This is a genomic window from Sinomonas sp. ASV322, assembly GCF_030908245.1.
Lineage (GTDB): Bacteria > Actinomycetota > Actinomycetes > Actinomycetales > Micrococcaceae > Sinomonas.
The window spans coordinates 1-21,558 of record NZ_JAVFJJ010000002.1 but is presented as its reverse complement, the minus strand read 5'-3'; the positions used below and the strand labels follow the sequence as shown (position 1 = coordinate 21,558).

The 21,558-nt window shown below is 68.7% G+C and carries 21 protein-coding genes; 15 read left to right on the top strand and 6 right to left on the bottom strand.

Going from position 1 to position 21,558, the window contains the following annotated elements; translation table 11 throughout:
* Nucleotides 1–51 precede the first annotated feature (51 nt).
* The 4 genes from RBS12_RS02800 to RBS12_RS02785 are packed head-to-tail and all read left to right on the top strand — an operon-like array spanning nt 52 to nt 3,303.
* Nucleotides 52–1,059 carry a carbohydrate ABC transporter permease gene (locus tag RBS12_RS02800; RefSeq protein ID WP_373886465.1) on the top strand — a complete coding sequence of 336 codons (1,008 nt, stop codon included), beginning with the start codon at nt 52–54 and terminating at the stop codon, nt 1,057–1,059.
* A 1-nt stretch (nt 1,060) separates the two neighbouring features.
* Nucleotides 1,061–1,945 carry a carbohydrate ABC transporter permease gene (locus RBS12_RS02795; protein WP_307964546.1) on the top strand — a complete coding sequence of 295 codons (885 nt, stop codon included), beginning with the start codon at nt 1,061–1,063 and terminating at the stop codon, nt 1,943–1,945.
* 6 nt (nt 1,946–1,951) lie between these two features.
* Nucleotides 1,952–2,242 carry a hypothetical protein gene (locus tag RBS12_RS02790; RefSeq protein ID WP_307964545.1) on the top strand — a complete coding sequence of 97 codons (291 nt, stop codon included), beginning with the start codon at nt 1,952–1,954 and terminating at the stop codon, nt 2,240–2,242.
* Between the two features lie 47 nt (nt 2,243–2,289).
* Nucleotides 2,290–3,303, top strand: coding sequence for a LacI family DNA-binding transcriptional regulator (locus RBS12_RS02785; RefSeq protein ID WP_307964544.1), 1,014 nt, complete (start codon nt 2,290–2,292; stop codon nt 3,301–3,303).
* A gap of 216 nt (nt 3,304–3,519) precedes the next feature.
* Here the strand turns inward: RBS12_RS02785 and RBS12_RS02780 are convergent, their stop codons facing one another.
* The 4 genes from RBS12_RS02780 to RBS12_RS02765 are packed head-to-tail and all read right to left on the bottom strand — an operon-like array spanning nt 3,520 to nt 7,059.
* Complete coding sequence (locus tag RBS12_RS02780; RefSeq protein WP_307964543.1) at nt 3,520–4,353, bottom strand: hypothetical protein; 834 nt, start codon at nt 4,351–4,353, stop codon at nt 3,520–3,522.
* A 30-nt stretch (nt 4,354–4,383) separates the two neighbouring features.
* Nucleotides 4,384–5,196, bottom strand: coding sequence for an exodeoxyribonuclease III (locus tag RBS12_RS02775; protein ID WP_307964542.1), 813 nt, complete (start codon nt 5,194–5,196; stop codon nt 4,384–4,386).
* 13 nt (nt 5,197–5,209) lie between these two features.
* The gene (locus RBS12_RS02770) at nt 5,210–5,845 is read right to left on the bottom strand and encodes a response regulator transcription factor (protein WP_307964541.1); all 636 of its coding nucleotides are present in this window, start codon (nt 5,843–5,845) and stop codon (nt 5,210–5,212) included.
* Entirely contained in the window at nt 5,845–7,059 is a 1,215-nt protein-coding gene (locus RBS12_RS02765; protein ID WP_307964540.1) for a sensor histidine kinase, read from the bottom strand. Before RBS12_RS02765 ends, RBS12_RS02770 begins: the two co-directional genes overlap by 1 nt.
* 155 nt (nt 7,060–7,214) lie before the next feature.
* On the opposite strand from RBS12_RS02765, the gene RBS12_RS02760 reads away from it, so the two are divergent.
* Entirely contained in the window at nt 7,215–7,796 is a 582-nt protein-coding gene (locus RBS12_RS02760; protein WP_307964539.1) for a heme-binding protein, read from the top strand.
* An 84-nt stretch (nt 7,797–7,880) separates the two neighbouring features.
* Here RBS12_RS02760 and nadE read toward each other — a convergent pair whose 3' ends face one another.
* A complete protein-coding gene (gene nadE, locus RBS12_RS02755) occupies nt 7,881–8,726 on the bottom strand; it encodes an ammonia-dependent NAD(+) synthetase (protein ID WP_307964538.1) in 846 nt (281 codons plus the stop codon).
* A 120-nt stretch (nt 8,727–8,846) separates the two neighbouring features.
* Between nadE and RBS12_RS02750 the strand changes: the two genes are divergently transcribed.
* From RBS12_RS02750 to RBS12_RS02740, 3 genes are all read left to right on the top strand, one after another.
* On the top strand, nt 8,847–9,899 hold the full coding sequence (locus RBS12_RS02750; RefSeq protein WP_307964537.1) for a Gfo/Idh/MocA family oxidoreductase: 1,053 nt from the start codon (nt 8,847–8,849) through the stop codon (nt 9,897–9,899).
* 130 nt (nt 9,900–10,029) lie between these two features.
* Nucleotides 10,030–10,890 (top strand): sugar phosphate isomerase/epimerase, encoded by an 861-nt coding sequence (locus tag RBS12_RS02745; RefSeq protein WP_307964536.1) that lies wholly within the window; start codon nt 10,030–10,032, stop codon nt 10,888–10,890.
* 70 nt (nt 10,891–10,960) lie between these two features.
* The gene (locus tag RBS12_RS02740; RefSeq protein WP_307964535.1) at nt 10,961–12,127 is read left to right on the top strand and encodes a Gfo/Idh/MocA family oxidoreductase; all 1,167 of its coding nucleotides are present in this window, start codon (nt 10,961–10,963) and stop codon (nt 12,125–12,127) included.
* 179 nt (nt 12,128–12,306) lie between these two features.
* On the opposite strand, the gene RBS12_RS02735 is transcribed toward RBS12_RS02740, so the two are convergent.
* Nucleotides 12,307–13,326 (bottom strand): LacI family DNA-binding transcriptional regulator, encoded by a 1,020-nt coding sequence (locus RBS12_RS02735; protein WP_307964534.1) that lies wholly within the window; start codon nt 13,324–13,326, stop codon nt 12,307–12,309.
* A gap of 138 nt (nt 13,327–13,464) precedes the next feature.
* Here RBS12_RS02735 and RBS12_RS02730 point away from each other — a divergent pair, with 138 nt between their 5' ends.
* The 7 genes from RBS12_RS02730 to RBS12_RS02700 form a co-directional block, all read left to right on the top strand.
* Nucleotides 13,465–14,814, top strand: coding sequence for an extracellular solute-binding protein (locus RBS12_RS02730; protein WP_307964533.1), 1,350 nt, complete (start codon nt 13,465–13,467; stop codon nt 14,812–14,814).
* Nucleotides 14,815–14,844: 30 nt separating this feature from the next.
* Entirely contained in the window at nt 14,845–15,861 is a 1,017-nt protein-coding gene (locus RBS12_RS02725; RefSeq protein WP_307964532.1) for a sugar ABC transporter permease, read from the top strand.
* On the top strand, nt 15,858–16,781 hold the full coding sequence (locus RBS12_RS02720; protein ID WP_307964531.1) for a carbohydrate ABC transporter permease: 924 nt from the start codon (nt 15,858–15,860) through the stop codon (nt 16,779–16,781). Before RBS12_RS02725 ends, RBS12_RS02720 begins: the two co-directional genes overlap by 4 nt.
* 2 nt (nt 16,782–16,783) lie before the next feature.
* On the top strand, nt 16,784–17,623 hold the full coding sequence (locus RBS12_RS02715) for a sugar phosphate isomerase/epimerase family protein (protein WP_373886464.1): 840 nt from the start codon (nt 16,784–16,786) through the stop codon (nt 17,621–17,623).
* Nucleotides 17,624–17,801: 178 nt separating this feature from the next.
* A complete protein-coding gene (gene uxaC, locus RBS12_RS02710) occupies nt 17,802–19,232 on the top strand; it encodes a glucuronate isomerase (RefSeq protein WP_307964529.1) in 1,431 nt (476 codons plus the stop codon).
* 12 nt (nt 19,233–19,244) lie between these two features.
* Nucleotides 19,245–20,552 carry a mannitol dehydrogenase family protein gene (locus tag RBS12_RS02705; RefSeq protein ID WP_307964528.1) on the top strand — a complete coding sequence of 436 codons (1,308 nt, stop codon included), beginning with the start codon at nt 19,245–19,247 and terminating at the stop codon, nt 20,550–20,552.
* A 137-nt stretch (nt 20,553–20,689) separates the two neighbouring features.
* On the top strand, nt 20,690–21,558 hold an 869-nt coding region (locus tag RBS12_RS02700; RefSeq protein WP_307964527.1), incomplete at its 3' end, for a D-galactonate dehydratase family protein.

Here is a 21,558-nt window from a genome sequence, read left to right as displayed (position 1 = left end):
GACGGCACCGGACCGCGCTGTCGCCCCTAGTTGGGGAGAACAGGAGTCATCATGTCCACAGAAGTCCCGACGCGGGCCGGCGCGAAGGCGGGCCAAGCTACACATCACATGCCGGGGCGCGAGAGCGCGGACAGGAAGCAGGTCACCCAGGGGCGCTGGGCCTCGCTCCTGCTTGCGCCCACGCTCGTCCTGCTCGCGGTCGTCATCGTCTACCCGATCGTCAACGCCGTCGTCATGTCCTTCCAGAAGGACGCGGGTCTCGACCCGGCGACGGGGTTCTTCGTCCAGGGCGGGTTCGCCGGGTTCGACAACTACATCCACTGGCTAGGGCAGCAGTGCAACGGGACGGCCTGCCCGCCCGGAACCCTCGGCGCGCAGTTCTGGTCCGCGATGGGTACGACGTTCTTCTTCACGATCGTGACCGTCATCCTCGAGACCGTGCTCGGCTTCTGGATGGCCGTCATCATGTCGCGGACGTTCCGGGGCCGCGCCGCCGTCCGCGCCGCAGTCCTGGTTCCGTGGGCGATCCCCACGGCCGTGACCGCGAAGCTGTTCGTGTTCGTGTTCGCGTTCGAGGGCATCGTCAACAAGCTCTTCGGCTCGCAGATCCTGTGGACGGGCTCGGAGTGGCCGGCCAAGTGGGCGATCGTGATCTCGGACGTGTGGAAGACCACCCCGTTCATGGCGCTGCTGATCCTCGCGGGCCTGCAGCTCATCCCGGACGAGGTCTACGAGGCGGCCAAGGTCGACGGCGCGAGCGCGTGGCAGCGCTTCACCCAGATCACGCTTCCGCTCGTCAAGCCGGCGCTCATGGTCGCGATCCTGTTCAGAACGCTCGACGTGCTGCGCATGTACGACCTCCCGGCCATCATGACCGGTGGCGCGAACAACACCACGACCCTCTCGATCCTCGTGGTCGACCAGATCCGCGAAGGCTTCAACAGCGCCGGCGCGATCTCGACACTCACGTTCCTGACGGTCTTCCTCGTCGCGTTCATCTTCGTCCGCTTCCTCGGCGCGAACGCCGTGGGCGCGGCCACCTCCTCGGGAAAGAAGTGACATGGCCACCGCGACCGCTACCGCCGCACGCACCGCGCAGGCGCCCACGCGCCGTCGTGCCTTCGACTGGGCACCCCTGCGCACCTATGTCCAGGCCGCGATCATCCTGATCTGGTGCCTCGCACCGTTCTACTGGATGATCGTCACCGCGTTCCGCGACACCGGGTACACGTTCGAGTCGACGCCCTACCCTGCCCACATCACGCTCGACAACTTCGCCACGGTGTTCGACACGAGCCTGGGCAACCACTTCGCCCAGAACCTCCTGAACAGCCTCATCGTCGCGGGGGCGACGACGATTGTGGCCCTCGTCGTGGGCGTGTTCGCCGCCTACGCGCTCGCGCGCCTGAACTTCCGGTTCAAGTTCGCGGTCATGGGCTTCATCCTCGGGGCATCGATGTTCCCGGGCGTCGCGCTCGTGACCCCGCTGTTCCAGCTGTTCACGAACATCGGCTTCATGGGCACCTACCAGGCGATGATCATTCCGGACATCTCGTTCACCCTCCCGCTCACGGTCTACACGCTGACCTCGTTCTTCCGCGAGATGCCGTGGGAGCTCGAGGAGTCTGCCCGGATCGACGGGTGCACGCAGGGCCAGGCGTTCCGGAAGATCATTCTTCCGCTCGCCGCCCCCGCGACGTTCACGACGGCGATCCTCGCGTTCATCGGTGCCTGGAACGAGTTCCTCATTGCGTCCCAGCTTTCCTCGGAGGCGACCAAGCCCGTGACGGTCGCGATCGCGTCCTTCACCGGCGCGCAGCCGCACCAGGAGCCCTACACCGCGATCATGGCCGCCGGCACGATCGTCACGATCCCGCTCGTCGCGCTCGTGCTGATCTTCCAGCGCAAGATCGTCGCCGGCCTCACCGCCGGCGCGGTGAAGTGAGCACACATGGCTGAACGGCACGGCCACCGTCCGCTGGACCGATTCGCGATCGGGGGAGCGGCCTACCGCCGCTCTCCCGGTCCCCGGCAGGCCGTCGTCGAACAGTTCGAGATCTTCATGGGCTTCGTCGGGTTCTGGGCGGTCATCCTGCTGGTCGTCACGGTATGGCTCGAACTGACGGGGCAGCCGGCGCTGTGGTGGGCGCTGGGACTTGCGGCATCACTCGTAGCAATCGGAGGCCTGTGGGCGTTGAGGCGTAGGGTGCTTCGGGGGAACACACACGACGCCGAACACTGAGTCGGCGTGTCTCGCGCCGGCCGCGGCCGGCGGATCACGGAGGGAACATGGTCGGAATCGAGGACGTGGCCGCTGCGGCTGGGGTGTCGACGGCAACGGTCTCGAGAGCCATCCGAGGGCTTCCCAGAGTGTCGCCGCGGACCCGGGCCAAGATCCTCGCCACGGCGAAGGAGCTTGGGTACGTTCCGTCGTCGGCCGCGTCGCGGCTCGCGTCCGGCAAGACCCGGACCATCGGCGTGCTCGCCCCGTACGTCGACCGGTGGTTCTTCGGGAAGGCGATCGACGGCGTCGAGCTCGAGCTGCATGACCGGGGCTACAACCTCTCCCTCTTCAACCTCGGTGGCCGAACCCAGCCCCGCGAGCGGCTCTTCAGCAAGGCCATGGTGCACAAGCAGATCGACGCGCTCCTGCTCCTCTGCATGTACTTGCACCAGGAGGAGATCGACGACCTTCACGCGATCGACATGCCCCTCATCGTCGTCGGCGGCCCGGTTCCCGGCTGTTCCAACGTGGGGATCGACGACTATGAGGCCGCGAGGGCCGTGACGGACCACCTGATCGACTTGGGCCATCGGCACATCGCGGTCCTTCATGGCCAAGACGATTCCGACTTGAATTTCAGCGTTCCGCGCATCCGCGTCGAGGGCTTCCGGGATGCGGTGCATCGGGCGGGTCTCGAATTCAACCCTGAGGCCGCGCTCTTCGGCAATTTCACGGTCGAAAGCGGCGTCGAGGCGATGCGCCGATTCATGGAACTCCCCGAGCCGAGGCCGACAGCGATCATGTGCGCCTCGGACGAAATGGCGCTTGGGGTCATGTTCGAGGCGAGACGGCAGGGAATCCGGATCCCCGAGGACCTTTCCGTCGTGGGGATCGACGGCCACGAAATGGGGGCTGCAGCCGGGCTCACGACTATCTGGCAGGACCCGACCGCGCAGGCCCGTCGTGGCACGCGCATGCTCCTCGCCGAGCTCGCCGGGGAAGAGGGGGCCGTGCACAGCGAGAAGTCCGAGCAGCGGCTCGTGATTCGGGAGTCGACGGCGCCGCCCCGCTGCGTTTAGGGGTCGCCTCCCGTGGGTGTGACTCCGTTTGGGGGTCAGCTCCCGTGGGTGTGACTCCGTTTGGGGGTCGCCTCCCGTGGGTGTGACTCCGTTTGGGGGTCAGCTCCCGTGGGTGGGCGCGGTGGGCACCCGCGGAAGGTGACCCTTGGATGGGTGGGCACCCGCGGAAGGTGGCCCTTGGATGGGTGGGCACCCGCGGAAGGTGACCCTTGGACGCTACGAGGCGCGCGCGAGCTGGCGAATCGGAATCCAGCGCGAGGCGAGGCGCCGGTACGCCGCGGCGGCGCCGGTCATGTCGCCCTCCGCGAGGCATTCGATGCCGAGCCGAACGTCAAGGCACGATTCGTCGGGGAAGACTCTGTCCGCGACCCGCCCGTAGTCGAGCTCGACGGCCGAGTCCGGGTGGAATTCCTCGAGCCATTCGGTGAGCGACGTGAGTTCGTCGAGCATGCTCATGTCCGGCGCCGCGAGCGCGAGATTGGCGACGGCGAAGCGCGCCCGGTTGATGGCCTTCGCCCACGAAGCGACGATCCGCACGGTCCGCACCTGGTCGCCGTCCTCGACAACCTCGGTCGGATCCGATTCCTGGAACAGCACGAACCAGCTGAACGGGATGCCCCACAGCGATTCGCGCGTGTTGATCCGCGGGGAGGTCGATTCGGCGGCGATCCGGTCCACGCGGGCCTGGTGCCGTTCCCGGGCGTCCTCGGGGAGCATGAGCTCGGCGAGGATCCGCGGGGCCGTGCTGATGACCGATTCGGCCGCGAGGCCCGAGCGCAGCACGAGCTGGCTCGGACAATAGAGGACGTTCCCGTTGACCGTGAGCGAGCGCGTGAATTCGGTGCCGTCGCCGGGGAAGGGGTCTCCCGTCGTTCCAATGACCCGGCCGAGCGCGGCGGTCGATTCGGCAGCGTCGAGTTCCTCTCGCCCGCCCTTGCGCGGGAGGCCGGCCTTGACCCGCTCGCGTTCGGCCGTCGTGAACGCCTCGATCGGCTCGTAGACGCGCAGGTGAGACGAGAGCGGCCGGCTGGGGCGGCGCACTTCGCTCATTTCAGCCCGCCTTCGCGGCGGCAGCGGCGGTCACTGTCCGTCCGCAAGCTCCACCACCACCGGCGCATGGTCCGAGGCACCCTTGCCCTTGCGCTCCTCGCGATCGATGTGCGCTCCGGTCACGCGGGCCTCGAGCGCGGGAGAGGCGAGCACGAAGTCGATCCGCATGCCCTCCTTCTTGGGGAAACGAAGCTGCTTGTAGTCCCAATACGTGTATACGCCCGGGCCGGGGGTGTAGGCGCGGGCGGCGTCGGTGAAGCCGGCCTCCTCGAACGCCCGGAACGCGTCGCGCTCGGGTTCGCTCACGTGCGTGAGGTTCTCGGCGCGGAAGTAGTCGATGTCCCACACGTCGTCGTCGAGGGGCGCGATGTTCCAGTCGCCCACGAGCGCGATCTGGGCCGCGGGATCCTGCGCGAGCCATTCGGCAGCGTGCTTGTTGAGGGTCGCGAGCCACTCGAGCTTGTATGGCATGTGCTCGTCGTCGAGCGCGCGGCCGTTGGGCACGTACAGGCTCCACACGCGCACGCCTCCGCACGTCGCGCCGATCGCCCGCGCCTCTTGCTCCTCGGCCACGCCCCCCTTCCCGAAGGACGGCTGGTCGGGGAAGGTGCGCTCGACGTCGTCGAGCCCCATGCGCGAGGCGATCGCGACGCCGTTCCACTGGCTGAGCCCGAAGTGTGCGACCTCGTAGCCGTTGCGCTCGAAGAGCTCCCACGGGAAGTTGTCATCGCGGCACTTGGTCTCCTGAAGCGCGAGAACGTCCACGTCACTGCGCAGGAGCCAGCCTTCGACGCGGTCGGCTCGAGCACGGAGGGAGTTCACGTTCCAGGTGGCGATCTTCACGTTGCCCACGCTATCAGCGCAGGCCCTCCCGTCGCAGGGCCGCTGCGATCGCGGCCGCCCTCGAGTCGACGCCGAGCTTGGCATAGATGTGCGCGAGATGCGATTTGACGGTTGCCTCCGAGATGAAGAGGCGTTTGCTGAGCTCGCGATTGCTCAGCCCCTCCGTCAGGAGGCTCAGGAGTTCGGCTTCGCGGGGCGTGAGGGCCTCATCCGGGCGGGAGCGCTGCCGGAAGAGCTTCGACGCGACGGGAGCGCTCAGAACCGGGCGTCCGACGACGGCGCCCCGCACCGCTGCGAAGATCTCCTCCGGCGCGGCGTCCTTGAGCACGTAGCCCATGGCACCGGCGTCGACAGCGCGCACGATGTCGACGTCCGAGTCGTAGGTCGTGAAGACGATGACCGCCTGGTCCGGGTTGGCGCCCCGGATGAGCCGGATCGCCTCGATCCCGTCCATGCCCGACCCCATGCCGAGGTCCATGACGACGACGTCCGGCCTCCGCTCGGCCGCGAGCGCGACGGCGTCCGCGCCGCTTCCGGCCTCGGCGACGACATCGAGGTCGGGCTGGGTTCCGAGGAGCGCGCGGAGGCCGCTCCGTACGACGAGGTGATCGTCGCACAGGAGGACGCGGAGCTTCCGTCCGGTCTCCATCACGCGCCCTCCGTGGCCCTCGACGTGGGGATCTCCGCGGCGACGACTGTCCCCTCGCCCGGTGCGCTCTCGACCGAGAACGTGCCCCCGAGCTGTTCGACGCGCTGCCGCATGGCCCTTAGCCCGTAACCTCCCGCGGCCGACGGCGCGGGGACGCCCGCCGGGTCGAAGCCCCGGCCCGAGTCGTGCACGTCGACAGTCACCGCACCCGGAAGGAAGCCGACGCTGAGCGTGACCTGCGTGGGGCCCGCGTGCCGTTGCACGTTCGCGGACGCGCTCGCCACGACTCGCAGAAGCGCGTGGCGGACCTCCGCCGGGACGTCCCGCGGTTCTCCGCTTACGTGGATGCGCGGGGCGTCGACGTAGCGCGCCGCGGCCCTCGCGAGGGCTTCGGGAAGCTGGGCCGAGTCGAGGCCCGGCGCCGCGAGATCGTGCACGAGCGCCCGCGTGTCGGCGAGACTCTCGCGCAGGAGGCCGGTCGCCTCGGCGACCGTGGCGCGGAGCGCGACGGCGCCGTCGTCCTCCGCGCGCTGGGCCGCCTCGAGGAGGAGGAGGCTCGACGCGAGCCCCTGGGTGACCGTGTCATGGATCTCGCGCGAGACCCGGGCGCGCTCCTCGGCGGCGCCCGCGCGGCGCTGGGTTTCGGCGAGCTCGGCGCGCGCCCCGCTCAGGCTCGCCGCGAGACGGGCCTGCTCGCGCGCGTCCTCCTCGAGGCGTTCGGAGACGAGGGTCAGGAGGGCTCCCGCTGCGAGCGGCCCGAGGAGCATCGCGAGATCAGACCAGCCGCTCAGGCGGAAGAGTCCGACGGCGGTCGACACCGCGAGCACGGCGGCTGCAGAATGCGCCGCCCAGCGCGAGGGGGTCCCTGACGGGCCGCCGCTGCCGCGGAACACCGCGCGGAACACGAAGAACAGCGGAAGCGAACACCACGCGAAGCTCGGCGCGAGGATCACGAGCGCGGCCCACGCCGCGAGGACCGCAGTGCCGCATGCCCTGCGCGCTGCGTGGCCAGCCGGAATGAGCGCCATGAGCGCGTACAGAGCGCTCGCCGCGAGCACGAGCACGAGGACTGGGACGTTCTCCTCGAGGCTGTGGCGGATCGCGTAGCGCGCGCCCGAGGCCACGAGCAGTACAGCGAAGCTCGCGTGGACCACGGCGTCGATGCGCCGCGGGGTGACCGTGCGTGGTTCGGCCGCGACGGCGATGTCAAGCATGAACGCCATCGTAGAGGGCGGCTCCATCCGCGGTGCTGGGATGGCCGCCATCTCATACTTTTGGCTAGTGAGGAGCACCCAAGCGGCCGATGCCCCTCCTTGCCGCTCGCCGGGACGATGGTGACGGATCACCACACGACCCGAGGAGAAATCCCATGAAGAAGAGCACCTTTGTTGCTGCCGCCGTGAGCGCCGTCGTCCTGACGGGCGGCATCACCGTGGCCGCGAACGCCGTCCAGCCCGCCCAGCCCGCCCTCGCGGCGCAGCTCGCGCCCGCCCAGCCAGCCCCCGCCGCCGTCGACGTCCCCGCGGGCGAGGGCACGACCGTCGCCCAGAACCGCATCACGGCCACCGCGTCGGCGAAGGCCGTTCAGACGGCCCTCGAGAAGTGCGCCGCGGACAAGGTGCCGTTCGTGACTGTCGCCGTCGTCGACCGCTTCGGCACCGTCCAGGCGCTCCTGCGTGGCGACAACGCCGCCGAGCACACGATTGAGGCGGCGAAGGAGAAGGCCTACACGGCGGCTGCGTTCGGCGCCCCGACGAGCGAGCTCGCGAAGCGCATCCAGGGTCCCGGCCCCTCGATCGCGAATCTCCCGGGCACTCTCTTCCTCGCGGGCGGCGTGCCGCTCAAGGTCAACGGCGTCTCTGTGGCGGGCATCGGGGTCGGCGGGGCCCCCGACGGCGCGGTCGACGAGGCCTGCGCGACGGCTGGCGCTCAGGCGATCGTGGGGAAGTAGGGTCGAGTCCCGGCGGGTGCCTACCTGACGACGGCGACGCGGCTGGGAGCCAGCGTCGCCGTCGTCGTGTGCATGGTCCTGCCGCTAGTTCGCCGAGGCGGTCGCGCCCTCGCGCCACCACGTGTCGAAGCGCGTCACCGGAGTGGCGCGCTTGTGACGCGTGACGAGGAAGCGGCGCTCGATCGACTCGGCGACCTCGTCCGGCACGTCGCGGCCCTCGAGGTAGTCGTCGATTTCCTCGTAGGTGATGCCGAGCTCGTGCTCGTCGTGCCGGCCGGGGTGGAGGTCGAGGAGGTCTGCCGTCGGGATCTTCTGCCAGATGCGCTCTGGCGCCCCGAGATGCTTGAGGAGCTGGCGGTTCTGGCGCTTGTTGAGGCCGAAGAGCGGGATGATGTCCACGCCGCCGTCGCCGTACTTCGTGAAGAAGCCCGTGACAGACTCGGCGCCGTGATCGGTGCCGACGACGAGGAGATTGCGCTCGCCCGCGATCATGTACTGCGCGACCATGCGCGCGCGGGCCTTCGAGTTGCCCCGCGCGAAATCGCTCAGTTCCGCGTCCGACGTCCGCGCGTACTCGGCCTCGAAGCCGTCCACCGCGGGCTTGACGTTGAACGTCCATTCCGACTTGGCGCGGACGAAATCGAGCGCGGCCTGGGCGTCGTCCTCGTCGTGCTGCACGCCGTGGGGGAGGCGCACCGCGATGAAGTCCGCGTCGACGCCCTCGTCCTCGAGCGACTCGACGGCCAGCTGTGCGAGGCGGCCCGCGAGCGAGGAATCGAGGCCCCCGCTGATGCCGAGCACGAAGCCCTTTGCGCCCGTGGCGAGGAGATAGTCCTTGAGGAACGCGACCCTCGCTTCGACTTCCTCGGCGGGGTCGATCTGCGGCTTGACGCCCATCTCGTCGATGATCTTGGCCTGGAGTTCGCGCATGTGCCAAGCCTACGTCAGCGATGTTTCCGGAAGGATAAGCGCCCGGCGCCATGACCGTGCGCGGCAGCACCGCGTGGCAATCGGTTGCCTTCGGGGTGGGCCCGTCACTAGCGTGGGACAGTGCCCATCGAAGCGCCCAACCATGCCCCCCTGAAGGTCGCCGTCGTCGGCTGCGGCGACATCTCGGCCCAGCATTTCGCCGCGATCGACGCGCTCGACGGCGCCGCGCTCGCCGCCGTCGTCGACGTCGACACGGGGCGGCGGGACGCCGCGGCTGCCGCTCACGGCGTGCCCGGGTACGAAAGCCTCGGCGAGCTGCTCGACGGTGGAGGCATCGACGTCGTCCACCTCTGCACTCCGCACGACGCCCACGCGCCACTCGCCCGCGAAGCCCTCGCCGCCGGCGTCCACGTCCTGACCGAGAAGCCCGTCGCACATCGCCTCTCGGACGCCGAAGAGCTGGCCGAGGCCGCCCGCGCGGCCTTCAGGGAGCGGGGAACGCAGCTTGGGGTGTGCTTTCAGAACCGCTATAACGCGCCGGTTCGCGCGCTTCGCGAGCTCCTGACGCGCGGGGGACTCGGGCGGATCGTCGGCGCGACCGCGACCGTCATGTGGCACCGAACACCCGAGTACTACGCGTCCCGCCCGTGGCGCGGCACGTGGGCCGGGAGCGGCGGCGGCCTCCTCATGAACCAGGCGATCCACACGCTCGACCTGCTCGAATGGCTCGTCGGGCCTGCGCGCGTCGTGGGCGGAGCGGCGTCGACCCGCGCGCTCGCGGGCGTCATCGAGGTCGAGGACACCGCGGACATCCTCCTCGAGCATGCGACGGCCGACGGCGGGACGCTCCGGTCCGTCTTCTATGCGACCAACGCGAACTCCGTGAACTCCCCCGTGACGCTCGACATCACGACGGAGCGCGCGGAGCTGAGCCTCCGCGGGGCCCTCATGGTGCGCCATGGCGACGGGCGCGTCGACGTCGTGCACGAGGAAGGAGTCCTGACTGGGGAACGGAGCTATTGGGGCGCGTCGCATCGGCTGCTCATCCAGGATTTCTATGCATCGCTCGGATCCGACCGGCCGTTCTGGATCGGGGCCGAGGAGGCGTGCGCACCCCTGCGGATCATCAAGGACGTCTACGCGCGCTCCTACGCGGCGGGGGAGTGGGTCTAAGCCACGGGACGGGGTGACTCCGTGGCAACTGATGGCAAACGGTTTCCATCACGTGCCGCGCATGCCTACGGTGGAAAGCGTGTGACGGCCGTCACCGTGCGGCAGGCAGAACGACGAGGAGTGCACACAGATGGCCAGAATCGGCGTCCAGGCAATGATGCTGCGGGAGAGCTTCGCGGAGCTCGGCCCCTTCGAGACGCTTCGGAAGGTTGCGGACATCGGCTACCGCGTAGTCGAGGTCTCGCAGATCCCCATGGATGAGGCGAACATCGCCGAGCTTGAGCGCGCACGCGGCGAACTCGGGATCGAGTTCGCGGCACTGTCCGCCCAGCTCGACGGCGAGAAGGGTGCGACGCCGTACCCCCTCGCGGTCGACGTCGAACGCGCCGTCGGGGACTGCCGTCGCCTCGGCACGGATATGCTCCGCATCGGCATGGCCCCCATGTCCGAGTTGCGCACCGAGGGCGCCGTCCTCGACTACGCGAGGCGGGCCGAGAAGGCCGCGCAGGCGCTAGCGGACGAGGGCATCGCCCTGTACTACCACAACCACCACGTCGAGTTCGCGAAGCTCGGCGGCCGGCACATCATGGACCTCCTCGCCGACGAGGCCCCGAGCATGGGGCTTGAGATCGACGTCCACTGGGTCCAGCGCGGCGGGCTCGACCCTGTGCGCACGCTCGCGAAATACGCGGGACGCACGGCGATGGTGCACCTCAAGGACTACCGCATCGGTCCGCTGTCCGACGAAGGGGTCAAGGCCCACGCGGACGGCGACCACGAGGCGTTCATGCGCCACTTCGCGGAGGTCGTGCAGTTCGCCGAGGTCGGGGAGGGCAACCTCGACTTCGCATCCATCGTCCCGGCCGCGATCGAGGCTGGCGCGAAGTACCTGCTCGTGGAGCAGGACCGCCTCTACGGCCGCACGGTCTTCGAGGCCCTCGCGATCTCTCACCGAAATCTCGTGGCCCTCGGTTTCGAGGACCTCTTCTAGTCCCGCGCAGCAAGGCGCGTGGAGATTCGCGCGAAAGCGCATTGAGCCGTCAAGCAAGGAGCACAGGAGCATGAGCACGAAAGTCCGCCTCGGCATCGTCGGGTTCGGAAACCAGGGCAGCCAATACGCGAAGCTCATCGCCGAGGGCCGCGTGCCGAACATCGAGCTTGCCGCGATCACGGAGACCGACCCCGCGCGCCGCGAGCTCATCGCCGAGCGCCACCCGGGCGTGACTGTGTTCGACGACTACCTCGCGATGCTCGAGTCCGGCGCCGTCGAAGCCGTCGTCACGACCGTGCCGCACTACCTCCACCCGCAGATGGGCATCCAGGCGCTCGAGCGCGGCCTTCACGTGCTCGTCGAGAAGCCCGCCGGCGTGTACACGAAGCAGGTGCGCGAGCTCAACGAGTTCGCCGCGTCGAAGCCCGAGCTCACGTTTGCGATCATGTTCAACCAGCGCACGAACCCGCTCTACCGGCGCCTCAAGGAGATCGTCGACTTGGGGGAGATCGGCGCGATCCGCCGCACGAACTGGATCATCACCAACTGGTACCGGCCCCAGGCCTACTACGACTCGAGCGCGTGGCGCGCGACGTGGGGCGGCGAGGGCGGCGGCGTCCTCGTGAACCAGGCTCCGCACCAGCTCGACCTGTGGCAGTGGATCTGCGGTGTGCCGCAGCGCGTGTTCGCGAAGGCGGGCTTCGGCTTCCGCCGGAACATCGCGGTCGAGGACGAGGTCGTCGCCGTGGTCGACTACGGGGGCGGCGCGACGGGTACGTTCACGACGGCGACCCACGAGCTCGTGGGCACGGATCGTTTCGAGATCGTCGGCGACGCGGGGAAGATCGTCGTCGAGAATTCGAAGACCGCGACCGTCACTCGCCTCCGGCGCCCCGAGCAGGAGATCAACGCGGGCATCCCGCTCGATGACATCTGGAAGATGACGAGCGATCAGTTCGACCCGGACGAGTACTACACGCAGGAGACCCTCGAGTTCGACACGGCGTGGGGCGGGCAGCACGCGGCGGTGCTCGAGAACTTCGCGGCCAACATCCTGGACGGCACCCCGCTCATCGCGCCGGGCAGCGACGGGATGCTCGGCGTCCGGCTCGCGAACGCGATCCACCTCTCCGCGTGGACCGGCAAGGAAGTTGCCATGGACTTCGACGAGGACGAGTTCCTCGCCCAGCTCAACAAGAAGATCGCCGAAGAGGGCAAGTTCCCGCAGCGCGGCTGAGCAGGGCAGCGCGAGGCGTCCCATCCCGACCTTCTTTCGCGGCCGCGGCGGCGAGAAATCGGCGTGTTGTGCGGCGTGTCGCGGCATATGCGCGTGAAAGAAGGTCGGGAACGGAACCCCCGAATAGCGGACGACGGCGGGGGGGCACCCGCCGTCGTCCGCTTTGCTGTGTGAGCCCTTCAGACGCGGGCCGGACCGGTCGACGCGCGGACCTTGAGGTGCGTGGGCATGACGGCGAGTTTGCGCGGGGTGCCTCCCCGGATGGGGTCGAGCTGGGCCATGAGCATCGAGACGGCGACGCGGCCGGCCTGCTCGATGGGCGAGGAGATCGTCGTGAGCGGCGGATTGCAGAAGTCGGCGCCGAAGATGTCGTCGCACCCGACGATGCTCAGGTCCTCTGGCACGCGCACGCCGCGCTCGCGGAAGCGCTGCAGCATGCCGATGGCGAGGAGGTCGTTGAAGGCGATGATCGACGTCGCCCGCGTGCTCAGGACGCCGTCGGCCGCCGCCGCGCCCGAGAATGCAGTAGGGGCATAGGGCCCGAGGCGCGTCGCGGACATGCCGCGCTTCGCGGCGGCCTCCTCGATCGCCTTCCAGCGCCGGTGGTTGGACCACGAGCTCGTGGGGCCGCCCGCGTAGACGACCGACTTGTGGCCGAACGACGCGAGGTGCTCGAGCGCCTGGACCATGGCGCCGGGGGTGTCGATGAGGACGGTGGGTGCATCCGCCGTCGCCCGGTTGATCGTCACGAGCGGCTGCCGTGATGCCGTATCGGTGAGCTGATCGTCGGTGAGGCGCGACGCCGCGAGGATCACGCCGTCCGTCGAGCGGCGCAGCTTGCGCAGCGTGTCGAGCTCGACGTCGGTCGCCTCCTCGGTGTCGACGAGCAGCTGCGTGTAGCCGGAGGCCTTGAGCTGGTACTGGGTGCCCCGGATGATGTCGAAGTAGAACGGGTTCGTGATGTCCGGGACGAGGACGGCGATGACGCCCGTGCGCCCCGAGCTCAGCCCCCGTGCCTGTGAGCTGGGCACGTAATGCAGCTCGGCCGCGATCCGCTCGATCTTCTCCCGTGTTCGCGCGTTGACCCGCTGCGGGTTCGAGAGCGCGCGAGAGACGGTCGACGTCGCGACACCGGCTAGGTCGGCGATGTCGCGGATCGTGGGCATCCGCTCTTCGGAGGAGCGGGAGTCTTCGGTCATGCATGCCATTGCAGCATCTTTGGCAACTCGTGGCAATCGCTTGCCACGCTGTTTCCGATCTTCCTAAGCTCGTCGGTATCGATGCATGGGGTGAGCTGAATCACAACAGCTGCCCGAACAACCTCAAGGAGGAGATTCATGCGCTTCGGCAAGAAGGCCGTTCTGGCCTCTATTGCGACGGCAGCCGCCCTCGCCCTTTCTGCCTGCGGAGGTGGCACGTCCGGCGGCAGCTCCTCCGGCGGGGCCGTCAACGGGGCTGGCAAGACGCTCAACGTCTTTGTCGGCAAGAACACCACGTACCCGCAGCAGCAGCAGCAGTGGTTCACTGACACGGCCGCGGCATTCAAGAAGGCGACTGGAGCCGATCTGAAGTTCGAGACGTTCGCCTCGGGCAACGACGAGCTCACCAAGATCCAGACCTCTGCCGTGTCCGGGCAGGGCCCCGACATCTACTCGCTCGGTACCACGTTCACCCCGACCGCGGTCGCGACGGGCGCGTTCGCCCAGCTCGGCGATGATGACTGGAAGGCGCTCGGAGGCAAGGACAAGTTCAACCAGGCGGCCCTCGGAATCTCGGGTCCGGACCAGAACAAGCTCTACGCCGTTCCGTTCGCGAGCCGCCCGTTCGTCATGGCGTACAACAAGGAGCTCCTCCAGGCCGCAGGCATCGACAAGCCCGCCACGACCTGGACCGGTCTTGTGGAGCAGGCCAAGAAGGCCACAGACGCGTCGAAGGGCCAGTACGGCATGGCGATCGCGTACAAGGACAACTACGACCCGTGGAAGTACATCTGGGCCATGTCCGAGCAGTCGGGCAACAAGCTCGTTGACGGCAAGACGGCCAACGTCAACAACGACGCCGTGACCAAGGCCTACCAGACGTACTTCGGCTGGCTTACGAAGGACAAGGTCGTTGACCCGGCGTCGGTCGGCTGGACGAACAGCCAGGCTCTCGCGAACTTCGCCTCCGGCAAGGCGGCGTTCTTCCTCATGACGTCCACCGGCTCGCTCAACACGCTCAACGGCTCAGCGATCAAGGACAAGTACGACTACGCGCTCATGCCGACGCAGCTCGGCGACTCGGCGCCGAGCGGTGCGCGTCCCGTGGCCTCGATCCTCTCCGGCGACAACATGGGCATCGCCTCGTACTCGAAGAACAAGGACCTCGCGCTCGCGTTCCTCAAGATGGTCACGGACAAGGACCAGCAGCTCAGCTACCAGAAGACCTTCGGTGACCTGCCGACGAACTCGGACGCCCTCTCGTCGCTGAGCTCGACCCCGCACATGGCGGCGGTCACGGATGCGGCGGCCAAGTCGTTCGCGACGCCGTTCACGGGCGCGTGGGCTGACATCCAGCTCGCCCTCGTCAATGTCACGGTCCAGAGCATCCCGGACCTCGCGTCGGGGAACGTCTCCGACTCGGCCCTGAGCCAGCGCCTCCAGGCAGCGCAGAACAGCGCTCAGCAGTCCCTGAACCGAGCCAAGTAGTCCGCGGCACGCGGATTCTCGGAGGTAATCATGTCCACTGCACCACATCCCGCCCCGGAGTCCCGGCTCGCCGCTCGTGCGGCGGGCCGGGGCCCCCGGCCCGCCCCGCCGCCCTCTGCCGGCGGCGCCGAGACAGGCCCCGCAGACAAGCGCCGTGGCCTGTCTGAGCGCAATCGTCCCCTGTGGATGCTCATCCCGGGCGGCATCCTCATGCTCGTCGTCATCGTCGTGCCGCTCGCGCTCGGCGTGTACATTTCCTTCCTCGATCTCGACCAGTACACGATCCGGCAATGGCTTTCGGCTCCGTTCATCGCCTTCGCCAACTACGTCGAGGCGCTCACCCAGTCCGGAATCCTGCGGTCTGTCTGGCTCAGCGTCTCCTACTCGGCGATCGCCATGGCCATCACGCTGCCCCTCGGCGTCGCCGCGGCCGTGGCCACGCAGAACAAGTTCCGCGGCCGGGCCCTGGTCCGGTCAATCTTCCTGATTCCCTACGTCCTGCCCGGATTCGTGGTTGCCACGGTGTGGCGCACGATGTTCCAGCCGAGCGGCGTCATCACGAATCTGCTGCACCAGCTGGGCATCAACCCCGGGCTCTACCTCAACGGTCCCAACACGTACTGGGTTCTCGTGTTCGTGCAGATCTGGGCCTCCTGGCCGTTCATCTACCTCCTCGCCCTCTCCGGCCTCCAAGGTGTGGACCATGAGGTCCACGAGGCGTCCGCCTTGGACGGGGCGCTGTGGTGGACGAAGCTGAGGTACGTCATCTTCCCGTATCTCAAGGGCCCGATCTCGCTCGCGATCCTCATCGGGATGCTCCACCACATCAACAACTTCACGCTTCCGTTCGTGCTCTTCGGCAGCCCGGCCCCGGACGACGTCGCAGTCCTTCCGTACCTGACCTATGAGACGGGCTTCGTGAGCTTCCGGTTCGGCCTGAGCGCCGGCATGGCGGTCGTCTCGCTCGTCCTCATCCTGATCCCGCTCTTCATCTACCTGCGCGCCGTCAAGCTCGACGACGCCGAGACCTCAGGAGGCCGCAAGTGAGCACCAGCGCGGCAACTTTAGCCACAAAAGCCCCCACCGCCGTCGAACGCCCCGGCTCGCGCCAGCAGCGCGAGGTGACCCGCCTTCTCCCCGGCTGGCTGCTGACCGCCATCGCCGTCGTCCTGTGCGCGGCGGTCCTGATCCCCATCGTCTACATCTTCCTGGCCTCGCTCAACACGGACATCGGCGTCGCTTCCGGCGAGATCTGGCCGAGCTCGTGGACGATCGACAATTACGTGAACATCTGGTCGAGCGTCGGGCTCGCCAACGGGCTCACGAACTCTCTCATCGTGGCCGGCTCGACGGCGATCGTCTCGGCGGCCTTCTCGATCGGCACGGCGTTCGTCCTGGTCCGCTACCAGTTCCGGGGCCGCCGCACCATTCTGCGCGCGCTCCTCGGCCTCCAGAGCGTGCCCGGCACGCTCATCGTCCTCCCGCTGTTCGTGCTGTTCTCGTCGTCGGCCACGTACCTCGGCCTGCAGGTGATCGGCACGCGCTGGGGCCTGTTCATCACGTATCTGACGTTCTCGCTCCCGTTCTCCACGTGGGTCATGGTCACGTATCTCCGCGGTCTCCCGAAGGAGCTCGAGGAAGCGGCGCGGATCGACGGCGCGACCAACCTCGGCGTGCTGACCAAGATCATCCTGCCGCTGAGCTGGCCGGGCCTCATCGTGTCCGCCATCTTCGCCTTCCTGCCGGGCTGGAACGACGTGCTCTTCGCCTCCGTCATGACCCGGCCTGACACCCAGACCGCTGCCGTGGCCCTGCAGGTGTTCGCCAGCAGCAGCGAGGGCGGTGCGATCCCGCTCTACGGCCAGATGATGGCGGCGTCCCTCGTCTGTGCTGCGCCCGTGGTCCTCATCTACATGTTCTTCCAGAAGTATCTAGTGGGCGGTCTGACGTCCGGAGGGGTCAAGTGACAATGACCAGCACAGTCGAGTGGCAGCTTTCGGGGTTCGCCGACGAGATCGACGCGGACCCGCGGGTCCAGGCGGCCGTCATGCGCGCGCTCGGCGCGAGCTACGTGGAGGTCCGCGGCGCGTGGGGCGTCAACATCGTCGACATGTCAGAGGAGCAGCTCGCCGAGCTCAAGACGATCTTCGACGAGGCCGGGCTCAAGGCGTCCGCGATCGCCTCCCCGATTGGGAAGGTGGACGTCTCGCTCCCGGTCGAGCACGAGGTCGAGCGGCTGGGACGGGCCCTGCGCGCGGCCGAAGTGCTCGGCGCGCCGTACATCCGGCTCTTCTCCTTCTACTATGAGGGGCGCACGGCGGAGGAGGTGCGGGACGCCGTGATCGAGCGGATGACGGCGCTCGCCCGCCGCGCCGAGGGCACGGGCGTGACGCTCGTGCACGAGAACGAGAAGGACATCTTCGGCGACATCCCGTCGCGGGTCCTGGACATCGTGGAGTCCGTGAACTCCCCGGCGCTCAAGCTCGCGTGGGATCCGGCGAACTTCGTCCAGGTCGGCGTCAAGCCGTTCACCGAGGGCTATGAGGCACTCCGCCCGCACGTCGCGTATCTGCAGGTCAAGGACGCGTTGGCTGCGTCCGGTCAGGTCGTCCCGGCCGGCGAGGGCGACGGCGAGGTGCTGGAAACCGTCGAGGCGCTGCGCGACAGCGGCTACACCGGCTTCGCCTCGCTCGAGCCCCACCTCGCGCACGCGTACGAGACCGGCGGCTTCAGCGGCCCGTACGCCTTTGGGGTTGCTGCCCGGGCCTTCGCCAAGGTGCTCGATGCCGCGGGAGTTGCGGCCGTCTGACACCCCCGAGTTCCCCAGTTTTCCCGCCAGGTTCCCCAGCTTCAAGGCGTACGACGGCGTGACTCGCCGTGCGCGAGACGCGACACGCCGCGGGCGGTCGCCAGAAGCTGGGGGGATCGGCCGGAAAAGTGGGGAGATCGGAGCGCTGAACCATTTCTCAGCTGAATCGAAAGAGACGATGACTGATTCACTTGCCGCCAACCCTGACCGCCTCTTCCCGGCCGATCCGGGCACGCGTCGGATCGCGCGTGAGCTGTACGCGGAGGTCGAGCACCTTCCGATCCTGTCCCCGCACGGCCATGTGCCGGCGGAGTGGATCGCGGACGATATCCCGTTCACCGATCCGACCTCCCTCCTCGTCAGCCCCGACCACTACGTGACTCGGCTTATCCATGCGTCGGGCGTTCCGCTGAGTGAGCTCGGTGTGGGCGGGGTTGAGGTTGATTCCCGCGCGGCGTGGCGGCGCTTCGCCACGGCATGGCCCCTGTTCGACGGGACCGCGTCGGGCTACTGGCTCCGCGAGGAGTTCGAGCACCTGTTCGGCGTGCCGTCGGAGCTGGTGGATGCCCTGGGCTCAAGCTCCGGCGCTGCGGACACGGCTGACCAGGTGTACGACGCGATCGCGACGAAGCTCGCCGAGCCGGGCTTCCGGCCACGGCGCCTGTTCGAGGACTTCAACATCGAGGTCCTCGCCACGACCGACGATCCGCTTGACACCCTCGAGGCCCACGCCCGCCTCGCCAAGGACGATTCCTTCGCAGGCCGCGTCATCCCGACGTTCCGCCCGGATCCGTACATCAACATCGCCCACCCCGAGTGGGCGGCCCGCGTCGAACGGCTCGCCGACGAGGCGTCCGACGGCGTGCCTGGCTACGCGGGTTACCTGCGGGCGCTCGAGAACCGCCGCCGCTACTTCGTCGAGCACGGGGCTGTCTCAGCCGACCACGGCGTGCGCACCCCGCTCACGCTCAAGCTCTCCGAGGGCGAGGCCGAGGCGCTCTTCGAGAAGGCCCGCCGCGGCGAGGCCACCGCGGCCGACCGCGACGCGTTCGAGGCCCACATGATGGTCGAGATGGCGCGGATGTCCGTCGACGACGGCCTCGTCATGACCATCCACCCCGGCTCGTTCCGCAACCACCATGCACCCACGTTCGCCGCGCACGGCGCGGACACGGGCCACGACATCCCGTTCGCGGTGAACTACACGGAGGGCATCCGGCCACTCCTGCAGGAGTACGGCACAGAGAAGGACTTCCACCTCGTCCTGTTCACCCTCGACGAGACCGTGTTCTCCCGCGAGCTTGCTCCGCTGGCCGGCTTCTACCCGAGCGTGTACATCGGGGCGCCGTGGTGGTTCCTCGACGCGCCGGACGCGATGCTGCGCTTCCGCTCGGCGGTGACCGAGACCGCGGGGTTCTCCCGCTCGTCCGGGTTCATCGACGACACGCGCGCCTACTGCTCGATCCCCGCCCGGCACGACACCTCGCGCCGGATCGAGGCTTCGTTCCTGGCCCGCCTCGTCGCCGAGCACCGCATGGCGGAGGCCCGCGCGCACGAGCTCATCGTGGACATCGTCGACGCGGCGCCACGCCGGGTCTTCAAACTCTGAGAGGGACGCATCGTGACCAGAACTACTACCGAGCTGCCCGTTCTGGGCCGCAAGGGCGTCGCGGCACCGCCCGTGCGTATCGTCCACCTCGGCCTCGGGGCGTTCCATCGATCCCATCAGGCGTGGTTCACCGCGCACGCGAGGGACGCGGGCGACTGGGGCATCGCGGCCTTCACCGGCCGTCGTCCCGACGCCGCCCGAGCGCTCGCCCCGCAGGACGGGCTCTTCACGCTCGTTGAGCGGTCCGCCGGAGGCGACCGATTCGAGATCGTCCCCACGATCGCCGAGGCCGTCGATGGGGCTGATACCGGGCGCCTGAACGAGCTCCTCGGCTCGCCGGCCACCGCGATCGTGACCCTCACCGTGACGGAGAAGGTGTACGACGACGACGCTCCCCACGCCCCGCTGGGTCGCCTCGTGGGCGGCCTCGCCGCGCGCCGCGCCGCCGGAGCCGGACCGATCGCCGTCGTCAGCTGCGACAACGTCGCCGGCAACGGCGAGGTGGCGCGCGCCGCCGTCGAACGCATCGCCGCCGGAGTCGACCCGGACTTGGCCGCCTGGGTCCGGGCGAACGTGAGCTTCGTGGGCACGTCGGTGGACCGGATCACCCCGCGGACCACGCCGGAGGACGTCGCCGAGGTGGCCGAGCAGTGCGGCTACCACGACGCGGCCCCCGTGGTCGCTGAACCGTTCGCGTCCTGGATCCTCTCGGGCGAGTTCCCGGCGGGCCGGCCCGCATGGGAGGACGCCGGGGCCCTGTTCGTGGACGACATCGAGCCGTTCGAGAACCGCAAGCTCTGGCTCCTTAACGGCGCCCACACGATCCTCGCGTACGCGGGCCAGCTCCGCGGCCACCAGACGGTGGCCGAGGCGCTCGCCGACCCCGTGTGCCGGGACGCGATGGAGTCGTTCTGGGACGAGGCTGCTCGGCACCTCACCCTCCCGGGGCTCGACGTCCCGGGCTACCGGGCCGCGCTCCTTGAGCGCTTCGCGAACCCGCGGATCGCGCACTACCTCGCCCAGATCGCCCAGGACGGCTCGCTCAAGCTGCGCATGCGGGCGGTCCCCGTCCTGCGGGCCGAGCGCGCCGCTGGCCGTTCCGGCCTCGCCGCCGCGCGGATGATCGCCGCGTGGATGGACTTCCTCTCCAGCGGCGCCGAGTTCCACGACCCCCTCGAGCAGGGGGTTCGGGCCGCGCTCGCGCTTGAGGGACGCGAACGCACCGCCGCGCTCTTGGGACTCGTGGACGCGGGGCTCGGGGAGGATGCCGCCGTCGTCGACCGCGTAGACAGCCTTCGCGGCACGTTCACAGACGACTGAACTCCCACGCTGCAACGGGTGGCAATATGTGGCAAGCGATTGCCACCCGTTGTGGCACCTCACTAAGGTGAGACTGAAGCCTGTGCCGTCGCGAGCGACGGCTCCGAGGAACAACGCACTGTATGGAAAGGAATTCGATGAAGATCGTTTCCGCTGAGGTCTTCGTGACGAGCCCGTCGCGGAACTTCGTCACGCTCAGGATCACGACCGACGAGGGCGTCACCGGCATCGGCGACGCGACGCTCAACGGCCGCGAGCTCGCCGTGGCCGCGTACCTCAAGGAGCACGTGGCCCAGCTGCTCGTGGGCCGGGACCCGCACCAGATCGAGGACACGTGGCAGTTCCTCTACCGCTCGGCGTACTGGCGGCGCGGGCCCGTGACGATGGCCGCGATCGCCGCCGTGGACATGGCGCTGTGGGACATCAAGGGCAAGATCGCGAACCTGCCGGTGTACCAGCTGCTCGGCGGCGCGTCCCGGAACGGGCTGCGGGCGTACGGGCACGCCTCCGGCACGGACATCCCCTCGCTCTTCGACTCGATCCGGCACCACCTCGAGCTCGGCTACAAGTCCATCCGCGTCCAGACCGCGGTCCCGGGGATCAAGGCCGTCTACGGCGTCGCGGCCCAGGCGCAGGCCTCGGGCGAGCGGTACGACTACGAGCCGGCCGGGCGCGGGGCCTACCCGCTCGAGGAGGACTGGGACACGCGCGCGTACCTGCGCCACCTGCCCACCGTGTTCGAGGCCGTGCGGAACGAGTTCGGCCCCGAGATCCCGCTCCTGCACGACGGCCACCACCGCATGACCCCGATCCAGGCCGCCAAGCTCGGCAAGGCCCTCGAGCCCTACGACCTGTTCTGGCTCGAGGACTGCACCCCGGCGGAGAACCAGGAGGCCCTGCGCCTGGTCCGCAGCCACACCACGACCCCGCTGGCGATCGGGGAGGTCTTCAACACGGTGTACGACTTCCAGTCGCTCATCAAGGAACAGCTCATCGACTACGTCCG